This is a genomic window from Mesomycoplasma ovipneumoniae (assembly GCF_038095975.1).
Classification (GTDB): Bacteria; Bacillota_I; Bacilli_A; order Mycoplasmatales; family Metamycoplasmataceae; genus Mesomycoplasma; species Mesomycoplasma ovipneumoniae_C.
The window spans coordinates 131,268-145,328 of the sequence record NZ_CP146003.1 but is presented as its reverse complement, the minus strand read 5'-3'; the positions used below and the strand labels follow the sequence as shown (position 1 = coordinate 145,328).

The following is a 14,061-nucleotide window of genomic DNA, read 5'->3' as shown; positions in this document are numbered from 1 at the left end:
GCCGTTTGGCGATTTTTTTTAAACCTTAAATCACCAAGTTATCATTAAAGACCTCTAAAGCGGATTTTCAATTAAAAATTTCCCTAGGCATTGAGTTAATTTTACCAATTGTATTTTGCAAATCATCATCGCTGATTAGGTTGAAATCAAAACCTTTTGGATAAAACCTTCTAATTAATCCATTGGCATGCTCGTTAGAACCTCTTTGAAATGAAGCATATGGCTCTGCTTTATAAACTATTATTTTTAACCAATATGCCAATAATGCAATTTGCTCAAATTCCAATCCATTGTCGCAAGTGATAGTTTTGATATGTAAATTATTTTCATTTGCAAGATCTTTGATGGCTTTATTGATGGCTCTGGGATTTTTATTTCGTACTTTTTTAGCAAATAATTTTCTGGTTTTTCTTTCTACTAAGGTAAGGATACTATCGTGTCCGCTAGTCTTTTTGCCAACAACTAAATCTAGCTCTCAATGTCCAAAATCTTGCCTTGAATCTATGGATTTATCGCGTGCTCAAATGGGTTTTACATAGCCTGCTGGAACTAATCTTTGCACGGCATTTCTGGTTCTTTTTCCACCTTTTTTGTAATATTGTCTGAGTCTGTCACTCCTAACTATTACCCATTTATTAGTTTTGATTCAGTTAAAAACAGTCTTTAAAGACGGTCTTTCAATGTTCGGAAAATTTTCTGCTATATAAAAATATGTCGCTTTAACTCCATGGACTTTTTTGTCGTATTTTATTGCAAAAATTTTGCTAAATTCCTCATATTTTCCTAACTCAACAAATCTAAAATAATACCTATGATAATATCTTTTTCGTCTTTTTGTTATTGCTAAATTAGCTTCATAAATTCCATATTCATTTAGATTTCTTTTAATTTCTCTTGAGACAGTTGAGGGCGAAACATTAAGTTGTTTAGCGATATACCTAATACTTTTATTGTTCTGCAATAAAAACTCAATTTTTACTAAATCTTCGAAACTAAAATGTTTAAATTTTCTTTTTTCCATGATACTTCCTAAATAAAAAAATGCAACAATAATATTATTATATCATACGTTGCATTTTTATCTTCTATTTAGGACTTTTTTCTTCAGAAAAAAGTAGATTGTCAACTTTGACACAAGAAATTTCATTAATTTTTTCTGAATTCTGGTCAAATATTTCAAAAACACCTGAGTCAAAATAAGTTGTTCCTTGATTAAAAACCTCACCAGCTATTGCAATGCCGCCTACTTCATCGCTGTGATTTATGAATAAAACATTGTTATTCTTATTATTTTTTGATAAATAACCGCCGTTTGTTTTTTTATGAATATTATCGCCAAACAGTTTTTCGACATACTTTTTTTCAAAACCTGGAATTGATGGGAAATTCAAGAAATTTAACATCATATTTGTATAAATTAACTTGTTTTTTAGTATTTTGTCAAAAAAATCTAAATTGCTTTTAAATTGTTCTTTTATAAAAGTTAAAAAATTATAGATATAATTTTTTAACGATTGGTCAAAATAATCATTGTAGCTTTTTAATTTTAAAAAATCAAAATATTTATCAAGCATTTTGTCATAATTATAAAACCAATAAATAAAGAAACTATTTCATAGACTATTTTGAAAGAAATTTTTCTCGCTTTGATAATTAATATTGTCTGGATTTTTACTTAGTATATTTCAGGAAATGCTCAAATCATCAATTATACTTAGCATTTTTTTATTTGAATCATGTGGAAAAACTGGACTTAGAACATAACCCATCATTGTAATTTTTTGAAAAAAAGCATACTTGATCTTTAATTCATAAATATTTTTGTATTGGGATTCTTTTAAAAATTGCTTGTTTATTGTTTCTAATACTATAAATTCAATAATAAAACCATTAATTCTAAGTATTTGTAAATTGTCGTCTTTTTTTATTAATTGAGCATTTTTTTCCTGCAAAATAAAATTAATAAATTCTTGGCGTTGTCTAAAGGAGCAATTTACAAAACCTAAATCCAAATCGTTGGGCTTTCGACTTATAAAATTTTCCTTCCAAAATAGATAACTTCCTTTTAGAAAAATTTGCAAATTCAAATTATTTTCTTTATTGAATTTGCAAATTAACGATGCTATTTGGCTAATAATTTCTTGCATTTTTATGGTAAAATTTCCAAACTTACTTCTCTAGGGATTAACTCAACTTTGCGGATTTAGATTTGTTTATTATAAATAATAGCAATCATTCAAGGCAAATACTAAAACCAGAAGTTTTTAAAGATATATTTTTTATCATTTCTGAATATCGCTTGTATTTTTTATGACCTTTTTATGATATTATAATGAATTTAACGTTTCATTGTGATTTTATTTATACTTTTTTGGTAAAATGGCACTATTATTGTGGGGAAATTATTTAATAAAATAATTTTTTGTAATCATCAAAATTCATGTTTTTGCCTTTTGTTGTTGATTTTTAAAAAAGAAAAACTAACTTAACGCTTAAAATATAATTGTAATTTTGTTGAATTAGTAATTGAAATTGCCAAAATTGTAACATAAAAAAACATAAATTGGTAGAAAAAGTAGCTGAATATTAAAATTTTGTTTTATATTTATAGAATTTATAGTTTGTAAAATTAGCTATGAATAAAAATATAATTTTTAACATTTTTTAACAAAAATTATATTTTTGTATTTTTATTATTTTGTTCTTTGTTATTTGATTTAGTATGATAAAATTATAACTAACTCTAATTTATAAATAAAAATTTATTAAGGAAAATTTATGACAATTACAAAAAAATAAAGAAAAATTCACTAGACCTAAATAAAATTTGATGGTGAATTTTCAGCTAATTCGAGTGCAAATCTAGATGTTTTAATTGATTAAAATGGTTATCTTACTAACTCAATCACTAGTTATAATCATAAATTGCTAGAACTGATAAAACTATTAGGGTTGAAAATACAAAATAACAGCATTTAGCAACTTAACGTCGGCAAGAACTGAATGCAATGAAGGAAAAGTTACAAATATATTGCTAAATCTTCTTTTTATAAAGTTTCAAAATTATCCCAAAATTTAGAGGAACAGTCATGATACCTAAAATTTTTACAAAAAAATGAGTTATTTTTTCAATTATTGGTGCTAGTTTGGGATCAATTGCTATAAGTGTCCCTTTAATTTATTATGCTCTTACTAGGTCTGTTGAAGTTGAAATAAATAAATTTGAACCCAAAACATTAACTAGTAATTTAAAATCGGCATCTATTTTTTCTAATTCTGATCTAGAAAAAATAAACAGTTTTATTTTAGAAGGCGAGTTAAAAAAAGGTACACAAAAAAGTGACTATGCTCTAAAAAGTAATTTTCAGGTAGAGTATGATTACGAATCTGCAAACCAAATTTTAGCAATTTTAAAAATGTCGAATAACATTAATCAATTTGACAAGGTCAAATCACTATTAAAAGATGTGCCTACTATAATGCAAAGGCCGGGATTTGGTTTGAGTGGTGAATACGAAGTAAGCAATATTCATTTTAACATTAACCCAATTAATAATGTTCCTAAACTCGTTAATTTTATTTCAAGATACTATGACAAAAATAAAAAACAGTTTATTGATATCAAAGATGACTTTTGAGATTTAGCATGAAATATTTACTATTTTAAATTAAATGGGCATGATTTTCTAAAATATTTCGATATTAAAGATTGAATTAGCACCGAATTCAAGAAAATGAATTTTGAAAGCGAAGAAGTATTGTTGAACGGGAGTGAAAATCCCGAATCACTAGACAATAAAGATTCACTACTCACGAAAAAATATATCTCGATTTTATCAATAATAAATACTTTAGGCAACAATCATTTTTCTGATATTATAAAAGAAAAACAAAAATCAATAAATATTTTAATTGAAAAATGGGATAAATATTTTAGACAAATCATTGAAAATCAGGAAACAGAAGAAAATATAAGAAAATTGGACATTTTACTTTATCCAATATTTAGTTTTTACCACTTTAGCAAGAATTTTTATAAGTATTCTTCAGAGTATTTGTCAAAAATAAATGAGTTTACTAAAAACTGATTGGTAAATTTTAAAACAAACGGTGATACTCGGGACTATGCCGGTGTACTTCTTTACTATTATTTTGGAAATAATAAAAATTTAGAACCCGAATTACTTAAAAAAAGCGAAGAAATTGTAGATTATGTTCTTGAAAATAGATTGTTTCGTCAAGAGGCTGATATCACAAAAACTATTTTTGTAAAGCAGATTTTAGAATTAAGCGAGAAAAAAGATAATCAAGTACAAAAAATAAATCAAACAATAGAAACCTTATTTAATCAAACAACGGAAAAACCGGAAAATAATCCTGATTTTTTTGCAGACTTATATAATTATGTATTTTTTTCAATTAAGACTCATCCCGATTTTTTAAAGAGTCAAAAAGATTTTTTAAATACAATAATTGGTTATAGTAAATTTGTAAAAAAACCAATTGATTTTTTTTATTTGTCTAAAACAATTGCCTTATTAAATAATTTTTATAATACAGACAAGCCGGCAAAAATTAATGTTTCCAAGCAAATTTTTGACAATATTATGAATGCAAAACTAGAAAAAAATGCTCCATTTTTTTTAAAATTTATTAACTTATTTATTAAGTTTATTTTTAAAAATGAATTAGACGACAACAAGGAAATTGTTGAATTTATAAACCAAAATCTTGATGAAAAAAATATAAATAACGCTGAATTTTTAGAACATCTTTTTTGGTATATTGAATTTCAAAGCGCAATTAAATCAAAATTGGAACACCAAATAGACTCTACTAAATTAGAAAAATTTATTTCATTACTAAAACAAGATATTTTAGATAAAATTGATAGAAAAATAGGTAAAACACACTTTTTGAATATTAAAACTATTTATATGACTTATCAAATAGATTGGCTACTTAAAAATGATAAAAATTAAAAATCTAACTAAAAATTTTAACCGAAGAGCTATTTTTAAAAATTTTAGCCTAGACATTCCTTCCAATGAGTTGGTCTTTGTCGTTGGACCTTCTGGAATTGGGAAAACTACTCTTATTAACCTGATTGCTAATTTTAGTCAAAAAGATAAAGGAGAAATTCTTTTTTATAAAGATAACAAAGTTGTTAAAAACCCTTTAATTGACGTTGTTTTTCAAGATTTTAACCTAATTGAATCTGCTACTGGTATGGAAAATATTAAAATTGGCACAAATGCAATAAATTTTAATATTGATGAAAAGAATATTGAAGAAAACGCAAGTTTTGTTAATATTTCAAAAGAAAATTTAGCAAATAAAGTGAGTGATTTATCGGGCGGTCAAAAACAACGAATTGCAATTTTGCGATCATTAGCGCGTGAATCTGACTTTATTTTATTAGACGAGCCTACTGGAAATCTTGATGTTGAAAATGCTGAAATTCTTTTTGAAAAAATACAAATATTAAAGAAAAATAAAACTATTTTGATAGTTAGCCACAATTTGGATCTTGCTAAAAAATACGGTGATAGAATAATTTATCTAAAAAATGAATCTGTATTAGAAATTGATAAAATCGAAGAAATAAATAAGGGCAAATCTTTAAATAAAACTGATTATAATTTTAAATTTGAAAAAAAACCTTTAAAAATAAGTGACAAATTAAAATCAATTATTTTATTTTTGAAGCTAGATTTTAAAAATAAAATAATTATTACAGCATTACTAATTATCACATTTCTAATAAGTATTTTAAGTCTAAATTTATTTGCTACACTTGATACGCAAGCCAATGCTGTTGACTCGCAACGAATTCTTCAATACAATTTAGATTCTTTAGAGGTTCAAAAAAAGGGAATATCACCATTTTTTGAGGAAGAAATCGAGAAATTCAATGCTAAAAAAGACATTGTTAATAAAATTATTCCTGTTTATTTAACTGAAACCTTTGCTTTTGCTTATAATAATAACGGCAAAGAATTAATTTCTGAGAAAAATTCTATTGAATTAATCGACCAATCTGATTTTTTTAAAAATAGATTTAAATTTGACGACAAAAACGTTCAAGGTAATCTTATACAAAATGAAGATGAGATAATTATTTCAAATTCAGTTGTCGAAAAATTAAAAATTACTGATCCTATTGGCAAAAAAATTCAAATTAAAGATATACGTCATTCGAATGTTGGTAAAAATGCAACAATTTTTGAGGCTACTATTGTCGGAGTAAACCATTCGATTGATGCCTTTGGCAAAATACCCTCTTTTTTACATCATAATTTAGCAAAAAAAATTAATGAAGCTTTTCCCAAAAACACAGGCGGTGATTCGCCTTTCGACGCCTTAACAATCCGTCTTTTAAATGTAAGAAATTTTAACGTATTTTATGTTGATAAACAAAATTTTTTAAAAGATTTAAAGGTAGAAAATTTAAAAATTAGTGATGGTGAACTTCCTAAAAATAAAGATGAAATTGTTGTTTCAGTTAACACTATTGATGAAATAAATAATCTTATAGATGATTTTAACAATAGAGCTACTGAATTAAACAAAAACAATAATTTTAAAATCGATAAATACGAGAAACTAAAAATAGGGTCTAAAGTTGAATTATCAAACAAAAATGGAGAAAATATTCCTTTTAAAATAGTCGGAACTTTCGATCTAAAGGAAAACCAACATTTGCAGGAACAAAAATCTGAAACTGGCACTCCCGAAGAACAAAGACCTGAATTTAAGAACCAAATCATAATGCGCAATGACGGTGATGAATATAGAAACGAAATAAGACCACGAGGTGCAAGAATATTTTTAAAATCTGACAATATCAATGAAAATTTAGACTCATTTAAGAAAGATTTCCCAAATTATTGATATTCAAAAGATCTTGACTCAATAAAAATTTTACTTTTAAGCTCCACTTTTTTAGTAAAAGCAGTACTACTTGCTATCCAAGTAATTCTTATAGTTTTATTGGTAGTTTTTTCAGTTCTTTATGCAAAAAATCTAACACAATCAAAATTAAAATCAATTGGAATTCTTAAATCACTAGGCGAAAAAACTAAAAAAATCTTTTTCCTACACATATTAAATATTTTTGCAATTTCTTCCTTAATTTTAATATCAGGGCTAATAATAAGTTTGCCTAGCATGCCATATTTTTATAGCTTGATAACAACCACTGATTTTATAAGTCCAACTTACACACAAATTTTTATCAATTTCATTGTAATTTGATTCTCAATTAGCTTACTTATTTTTCTTATCTATTTCTTCATATCGTTAAGATATTACAAAAAACCTGTTACTGAACTTCTTAAAAATAGTTTATAATTTCTAGGTCATATTATATCTAAATTAGTGTGCTAATTTAGACTTGATTTAGAAAAAAATCAACGCAGGTAGTTATTAGAATGAAATCAATTTTACTATTTTATAAGCTATTATTTTTTAAGCCCCTTTATATTGTTTCAAACGTTTTTTTATCGTTGAGTTTTCTAATAAGCACACCTCTCCAATTAGCATTTCCTGAACATATAATTATTTTAAGAATATTTGTTTTTGGCTCAATTTCTTTGCTTATTTTTATTAACCTTTCAAGATACATTTGATTTATTTCCAAATACAAAAAAGAGGCTTTGAATTTATCAAATGAAAAACTTAAAGAAAAGTATCCTCAACTTTTAAGAATTGAAAAAAATTTACCTCTATATGCAACGCCCGTTTTAAATTATGAATTTTGACTAAGAACTAGATTACCTTTTATTGCTTCTGAATTTAATGAACAAGATCCTGATTATGAAGAAAAACAAAAATTTTTATACAAGATGCATTTAAGATTATACATTGTTGAATCATTTTTAGTTGTTATTGTAATTGCATGCCTTACCTTATCTTTCTATTTTATATTTGCATGAACATTTTCGGTTACTCCAAGAACTAATAATTTTTCTGTTAATTATAGTCTTATATATTCGATAGTAACTAGTGTTGTACTTTATATTCTTGGTATGTTTGCCATAGTGTGAATAAATCTATCAAAAACCAAAATAATACAAATTTCTAAAAATCTTTTGACTATTTCTGTTGAGGAATGTAAAAAAGCCTATAAAAGTACTTTTTTTAGATTTTATCTTCCTAAAAAAAATTAAGATTGGATAAATTTTTTAGAAAATCAAAGTTAAAACACAAAATTATGAACACTCCCTGATTTTATAAGTTCATCTTATAGACAAATTTTTATCAATTTCATTTAGATTTGATTCTCAACTGGCTTACTTATTTTTCTTATCTATTGTTTTATATCATTAAAATATTCCAAAAAAGATGTTAGTGAACTTCTTAAAAATAGTTTATAATTTTTTAGGGTCTATTATATCTAAATTAGTATAATAATCTAGGTTGATTTAGAAAAAATTATCGCAGGTGTTTATTAAAATGAAATCAATTTTACTACATTTTAGACTAGTATTTTTTAAACCTATTTATGTTGTTCCGAGCGTTTTTTTATTCATTATTATTCTATTAGGCACACCTTTTCAATACTTATTTCCCGAACATTTACTTATTTTAAGAATATTTATTTTTAGTTCGATTTTTTTGCTTGCTTTTTTTACCTTTTCAAGATACATTTGATATATTCCCAAATACAAAAAAGAGGCTTTGAATTTATCAAATGAAGAAGTTGAAAAAAAGTTTCCCAAACTTTTAAAAATTGAAAAAAATGCTGCTCGATTTGCAAAAAGAATTTCAGATTATAATACTTGGTTAAAATTTCAATTGCCTCTAATTGCTTCTCAATTTAATGAACAAGATCCCGACTATGAAGAAAAACAAAAATTTATATACAAAATTATTTTAAAATTTCAGATTGTTCAATTATTTTTAATTACTATTTCAATTGCATTCACTACTTTATCTTACTATTTTATAATTACAATAGCGGTTTCAACAAAAGATAATAATTTATCTGTTATTCCTAATTTTACATATGCGTTCATAACTGGTATTATATTTCTTGTTGTTGGCTTTGCTGCCTGAGTATGATTAAATCAATCAACAATCAAATTAATACAAGTTATTAGAAATCTTTTGACTGTTTCTGTTGAAGAATCTAAAAAAAGCTTTAAAAGTATTTTTATTAGATTTTATCTTCCTAAAGAAAATTAAGATTGCATAAACTTTTTAGAAAATTAAATCACAAATAAATTAATACTTTCAAAAAATAACCACCACAAATTAATCAATGATTTTTTATGCTATTTTGTAGCACAATTAATATTTAAGGTCAAAATTTTAAAAATGTGTGCGTTGCTTATCAAAAAATAAGTTGATTTATTGACTAGTATAACAATTCAAAACTTGAAGGAAACTCCCGCCAAAGTGGCGGGATTTTTTTGTTGTACTAAAAACAAGCCTTGTTTTGTGTGTGAATTTCTTATTAGAATAAAGGCATAAGTTAATTTTGCATAAATAATTTAAACTAAAATTTAAAGTTTTAGGGAGTGTTCGTAATTTTCTGTTTTAAATTTTTATGGATTTTTTCAAATAGAAATCTAATTTAATTTCGCATTATTAGCCAATTAGGGGAAAATAATTTCTATTTTTTTTAGGTTATATGATACCTAAATTAGTATATAATTTAGACTTGATTTAGAAAAAATTATTGCAGGTGGTTATTAAAATGAAATCAATTTTAGTACTTCATAAACTATTATTTTTTAAACCCCTTTATGTTGCTTTAAACTTTTTTTTATTACTTATTTTTATATCAAGCACACTTTTTCAATTATTTTTTCCTGACCATATACTTATTATAAGAATATTTGTTTTTGGTTCGATTTTTTTGCTTGTTTTTGTTAACCTTTCAAGATACATTTGATTTATTTCCAAATACAAAAAAGAGGCTTTGAATTTGTCAAATGAAAAACTTAAAGAAAAGTATCCTCAACTTTTAAGAATTGAAAAAAATGTACCTCAAGTTAGAAGCGGTATTTTCACTTATGGTATTTGGTTAAGAAGTCAAATGCCTTTAACCGCTTCCAAATTTAATGAACAAGATCCCGACTATGAAGAAAAACGAAAATTTTTATACAAGATTTATTTAAGATATTATATTGTTGAATCATTTTTAGTCCCTTTTTTAATTGCATGCTTTACTTTATTTTACTATTTTATGTTTACAACAACATATTCAGTTGCTGTAACAAGGGGTACTGATTTATCTGTTATTCCTGATAGTATATATTCAGTGATGACTGGTTTTATATTTTGTGTTATTGGTGTTATTGCCACAGTATGAATAGGTCAATCACAACTCAAATTATTTCAAATTTCTAATAATCTTTTGACTATTTCTGTTGAAGAATGTAAAAAAACCTATAAAAGTACTATTTTTAGATTTTATCTTCCTAAAAAAATTTAAAATTAGATAAATTTTTAGAAAATCAAAGCACAAATAAATTAATACTTTCAAAAATAACCACCACAAACTAACCAATAATTTTTATGCTATTTTGTAGCGACAATTAATTTTGAATTTCAAAATTTTGAAAATGTGACCATTACCAATCAAAAAATAAGTTGATTTATTAACTAGTATAACATTTAAAAACTTAAAAGAAAATCCCGCCAAAGTGCCGGGATTTTTGTTATTCTATTAAAACAGGTTTTTTTGAGTGTGAATTCCTTATCAGACTAAAGGTACAAATTAATGGATCATAGATAATTTACACTAAAAATTTAAAGCTTTATTACCTTATAAAAAACTATTAAAATACATAAATAATATTAATTAGTTGCAAAAACAATAAAAATTTTTAACCATCGATCAAATTGTTTTTTTGGTAAAGGGGCTAGTCAACAAAAAAGCAATTAATTTTAATAAAATTTAAATTCTAGGCTTGATTTATTCAGTTAAGGATTTTTTCTTTAGTTAAATTTTCACTATTTAAAATTTCTTCCACTTTCTCAATTTCAATAAATGCAAGCCCTATTTTTTCTATATAATTAATCTGATCAACATTTTTTACGGCTAACCCAATAATAAATCTAATTGGTTGATCGTCTCAGTATAGTGTATTTTTTAAGTGAATAATTTCGATACAATTTTTAAAAATTAAATCATTACTTTCATAATTTCCATGTGCTAGGGCGAGATAGTTTCCAAGAGCAACTGATGATTCTAAATCACGTTTTTCCATTGATTGTAAATATTCATATTTACAACATTGTTTTGCTTGGAAAATTTCAATTAATTTTGTAAATGCTTCTTTTTTTGACTCAATAGTTTGATTTAATTGGATATTTTCTATTTTTAAATCCATTTATTTCCCCCTTTTATATTATCATAAAATTCAAGCACTGTTTTGATTTCAAAATCTTCTAAATTTGTTTGCATTTTTAAAAATTCTTCGCGATTTTTTAGAAGATTTTCCTGCATTTTTGTTGCTTGGATATCCTGTTTTGAGTCATAATTTAAAATATTTGCAAAAGTTCTATAAATTATCTCTAATTCTTTTGGTTCTAATTTTGCATTCTTGGCATATTTCAATAACAAATTAAATCTTTCATTTTTTCCTATTTTAGTGATTGGATTCCGAGCAACGCGTATAATTGAGTCTTGTAAAATTGGATTTTCAAATCTTTTAATTGTTTTTTCAAAATATACCTCAAGTTCGCGCTGATTAATTAAGGTATTTTGGAATGAAAGCACTTTAATTAAAACAATTTTTAGTTGGCTAATATATTTTTGAATTACTGGTGAATTTAAAGCTTCATGAATATAATTATATTTTAAAATATATGCCAAATATGCAATTCCCGAGTGCAAAGTGTTGACAAAAAATAATTTTCGTAAAATAAAATAGTCTAAATTTTCTAGATATTTTACTCCCTTTAGTTTAATTTTTTGTTTTTCTTCTTTAATAATAATTTCTGAGTATGTTTCGGTATAAACATTTAAATCTGTCGAAGTCGGGGCAATTTGATCAATTGTTGTGTCAACAAATTGCCAAAATTTACAGTTTTCAAGACCTTTTTTAAAGTTACTGCTAACTCGAAATCCGTTTTCAAAACAGATAATTTGTTTACTATTTTGCTCAATTTTTGCTAATTTTGCAAAAATCGACCTCAAATGAATTAAATTTTCGGATCCAACAGAAGTCGAAATCAGATCGGCGTTTTTTAAATGCATTAATAATTTTTCTTCATCACTTAGATTAATAGCAAAATAATTTCTCACTTTATATTTTTGGCCATTTTCAAAGTTAATAACATAATAAAATCCTTTTTGATTTAGCTCATTAATTAATTTATCATTAACATCAACAAAAATAATTTCAAATTGATTTTCTTGATATAATTTTGCAATTAATCCGCGACCAATATTTCCGGCTCCAAAATGAACAACTTTCATTAGAAATTTTCCTTATTTTCTTGATTATTTTTAAGTTGTGTAGCTATATTTTCATAGGATTTTCTATCTAAAAATTGACTTAAGGAAATAATTTTAGCTTTGGAATTTTTATCTTTAACACGATCTTCTAAACTTTGAATTGTGATAATAAGCTCTTCTTCACCAGTCAAATCGGCAATTGCTAAATTAGAAACTTCAATGTCAACAACATTATTATCTTTCAAAACTTTCCTTAAAATTGAAGCAGCCATTACAGAAGAACCCATGCCCGCATCGCAAGCAAAAACAATCTTTTTTGGATTTAATTTTTGAGTACTTTTTGTTTTTAATTTTTCATTTTCAATCAATTTTTTTGTATGGTTAATGTCTAAATTTTCAGTTTTTTGCTTGTTTTTATTTAGTAGTTTTGCTAAAAAATTGATAGCTCAGGCACTTAGCAAAGTCACTATAGCGGATCCGAAAATCGCAATTGTAATACCAACTAATGAATTTGTCGATTTTTCTACTTGGATATACTGAGCAATAATTGAACCTGGAGAGACAGGAGCAACTGCGCCAACATTAAAAATTTGTAAGATTGAATTTCCAAAAATACCTCCAGCAATTAGTGATAAAATTAAAACTGGTCTTAAAATAGCAAAAGGAAAATAAACCTCGTGAATCCCGCCTAAAAAATGGATTGGGATTGAAGAAGCTGTTTGTCCTTTAATTTGTTTTTCTTTTGAAAAAATTAGATAGAATAGTAAAAGCCCTAATCCTGGTCCAGGATTTGATTCTAATAAAAATAAAATTGACTTGCCAGTTTCAGTTACTTGAATTGTTCCTAAAGTTGTAAAAACACCGTGATTTATTGCATTATTTAGAAAAAGTATTTTTGCAGGTTCAACAATTAAGGCAATTAAAGGATATAACTTTCACTCTCCCATTTTTTGGGTCAAAAATCCGAGTGATTTAATAAAGTAACCGATAAAATAAATTGATAAATAATAAACGGGGAATAAAAGCACAAATCCGAGAATTCCAAGATAAAAATTATTTGCTAGCATTTGGTAGCCGCTTGGAATTTTATTAATTCAAAATTTTTCTGTGTGTTTTAAAATAAGTGCTGAAATTGGACCAAATAACATAACTGCAACTAGCATTGGCGCTGTACCGCCAGTAATATTTATAAAAATTTCTGACTGACCAGCAGCTACCGCACCAATTGCTACAACTCCAGCAATTGCACCACCTCGAATTTTGTAAATTTTATAACCACCAAGAAAGCAAATTAAAATTGGAATTATATAAGTAATTCCGACACCTACCATGGCTGCAAGATCTTTATTCGGTGTTCAACCTGTGGGAATAAAAAAAGATGTAAGTAGACCTCAGGCAATAAATATACCGATAATTGGCATTATCATTTGCCCTAAAAGTCCGCCAAAGGACTGAATTTTAGTTTTAATAGTTTTGATTAAATTTGCCATAAAACCTCCTTAATATCGATACAATTTTGTGGAGTATATATGAATTTGATTAATAATTTGATCAACCTTCAAGGCAGAATCATGTTTTCATTGTTGAAGAAATTCTAGATTTTTGAGCAGTTAAATTTTGCAAATTAAAGTTAAAGATTTAAGGAT

General features: G+C 25.5%; 10 protein-coding genes. 5 read left to right on the top strand and 5 right to left on the bottom strand.

Annotation, left to right across the window (positions count from 1 at the left end; translation table 4 throughout):
* Positions 1-25: 25 nt before the first annotated feature.
* A complete protein-coding gene (locus V3255_RS00510) occupies positions 26-1,021 on the bottom strand; it encodes an IS30 family transposase (RefSeq protein ID WP_277446776.1) in 996 nt (331 codons plus the stop codon).
* Between the two features lie 64 nt (positions 1,022-1,085).
* A complete protein-coding gene (locus tag V3255_RS00505) occupies positions 1,086-2,147 on the bottom strand; it encodes a hypothetical protein (protein WP_341516263.1) in 1,062 nt (353 codons plus the stop codon).
* Positions 2,148-3,089: 942 nt separating this feature from the next.
* Here V3255_RS00505 and V3255_RS00500 point away from each other — a divergent pair.
* The 5 genes from V3255_RS00500 to V3255_RS00480 all read left to right on the top strand — a co-directional run bounded on the left by V3255_RS00500 (position 3,090) and on the right by V3255_RS00480 (position 10,444).
* Positions 3,090-4,982, top strand: a complete 1,893-nt coding sequence (locus V3255_RS00500; RefSeq protein WP_333503429.1) for a hypothetical protein — start codon at positions 3,090-3,092, stop codon at positions 4,980-4,982.
* The gene (locus V3255_RS00495) at positions 4,969-7,353 is read left to right on the top strand and encodes an ATP-binding cassette domain-containing protein (protein WP_333503430.1); all 2,385 of its coding nucleotides are present in this window, start codon (positions 4,969-4,971) and stop codon (positions 7,351-7,353) included. The genes V3255_RS00500 and V3255_RS00495 overlap by 14 nt, the downstream gene beginning before the upstream one ends.
* Before the next feature lie 80 nt (positions 7,354-7,433).
* Complete coding sequence (locus V3255_RS00490; protein WP_333503432.1) at positions 7,434-8,171, top strand: hypothetical protein; 738 nt, start codon at positions 7,434-7,436, stop codon at positions 8,169-8,171.
* 286 nt (positions 8,172-8,457) lie between these two features.
* Positions 8,458-9,189 (top strand): hypothetical protein, encoded by a 732-nt coding sequence (locus V3255_RS00485; protein ID WP_333503433.1) that lies wholly within the window; start codon positions 8,458-8,460, stop codon positions 9,187-9,189.
* Between the two features lie 514 nt (positions 9,190-9,703).
* Positions 9,704-10,444: a hypothetical protein gene (locus V3255_RS00480; protein ID WP_333503434.1), complete on the top strand. Its 741-nt coding sequence runs from the start codon at positions 9,704-9,706 to the stop codon at positions 10,442-10,444.
* A 472-nt stretch (positions 10,445-10,916) separates the two neighbouring features.
* Here the strand turns inward: V3255_RS00480 and V3255_RS00475 are convergent, their stop codons facing one another.
* From V3255_RS00475 to V3255_RS00465, 3 genes are read right to left on the bottom strand one after another with little or no spacing between them, the layout of a single operon-like run.
* Positions 10,917-11,345: a PTS sugar transporter subunit IIA gene (locus V3255_RS00475; protein ID WP_333503435.1), complete on the bottom strand. Its 429-nt coding sequence runs from the start codon at positions 11,343-11,345 to the stop codon at positions 10,917-10,919.
* Positions 11,336-12,436, bottom strand: coding sequence for a mannitol-1-phosphate 5-dehydrogenase (locus tag V3255_RS00470; protein WP_333503436.1), 1,101 nt, complete (start codon positions 12,434-12,436; stop codon positions 11,336-11,338). The genes V3255_RS00475 and V3255_RS00470 overlap by 10 nt, the downstream gene beginning before the upstream one ends.
* Complete coding sequence (locus V3255_RS00465; protein ID WP_333503438.1) at positions 12,436-13,905, bottom strand: PTS mannitol transporter subunit IICB; 1,470 nt, start codon at positions 13,903-13,905, stop codon at positions 12,436-12,438. The genes V3255_RS00470 and V3255_RS00465 overlap by 1 nt, the downstream gene beginning before the upstream one ends.
* Between the last annotated feature and the right edge of the window lie 156 nt (positions 13,906-14,061).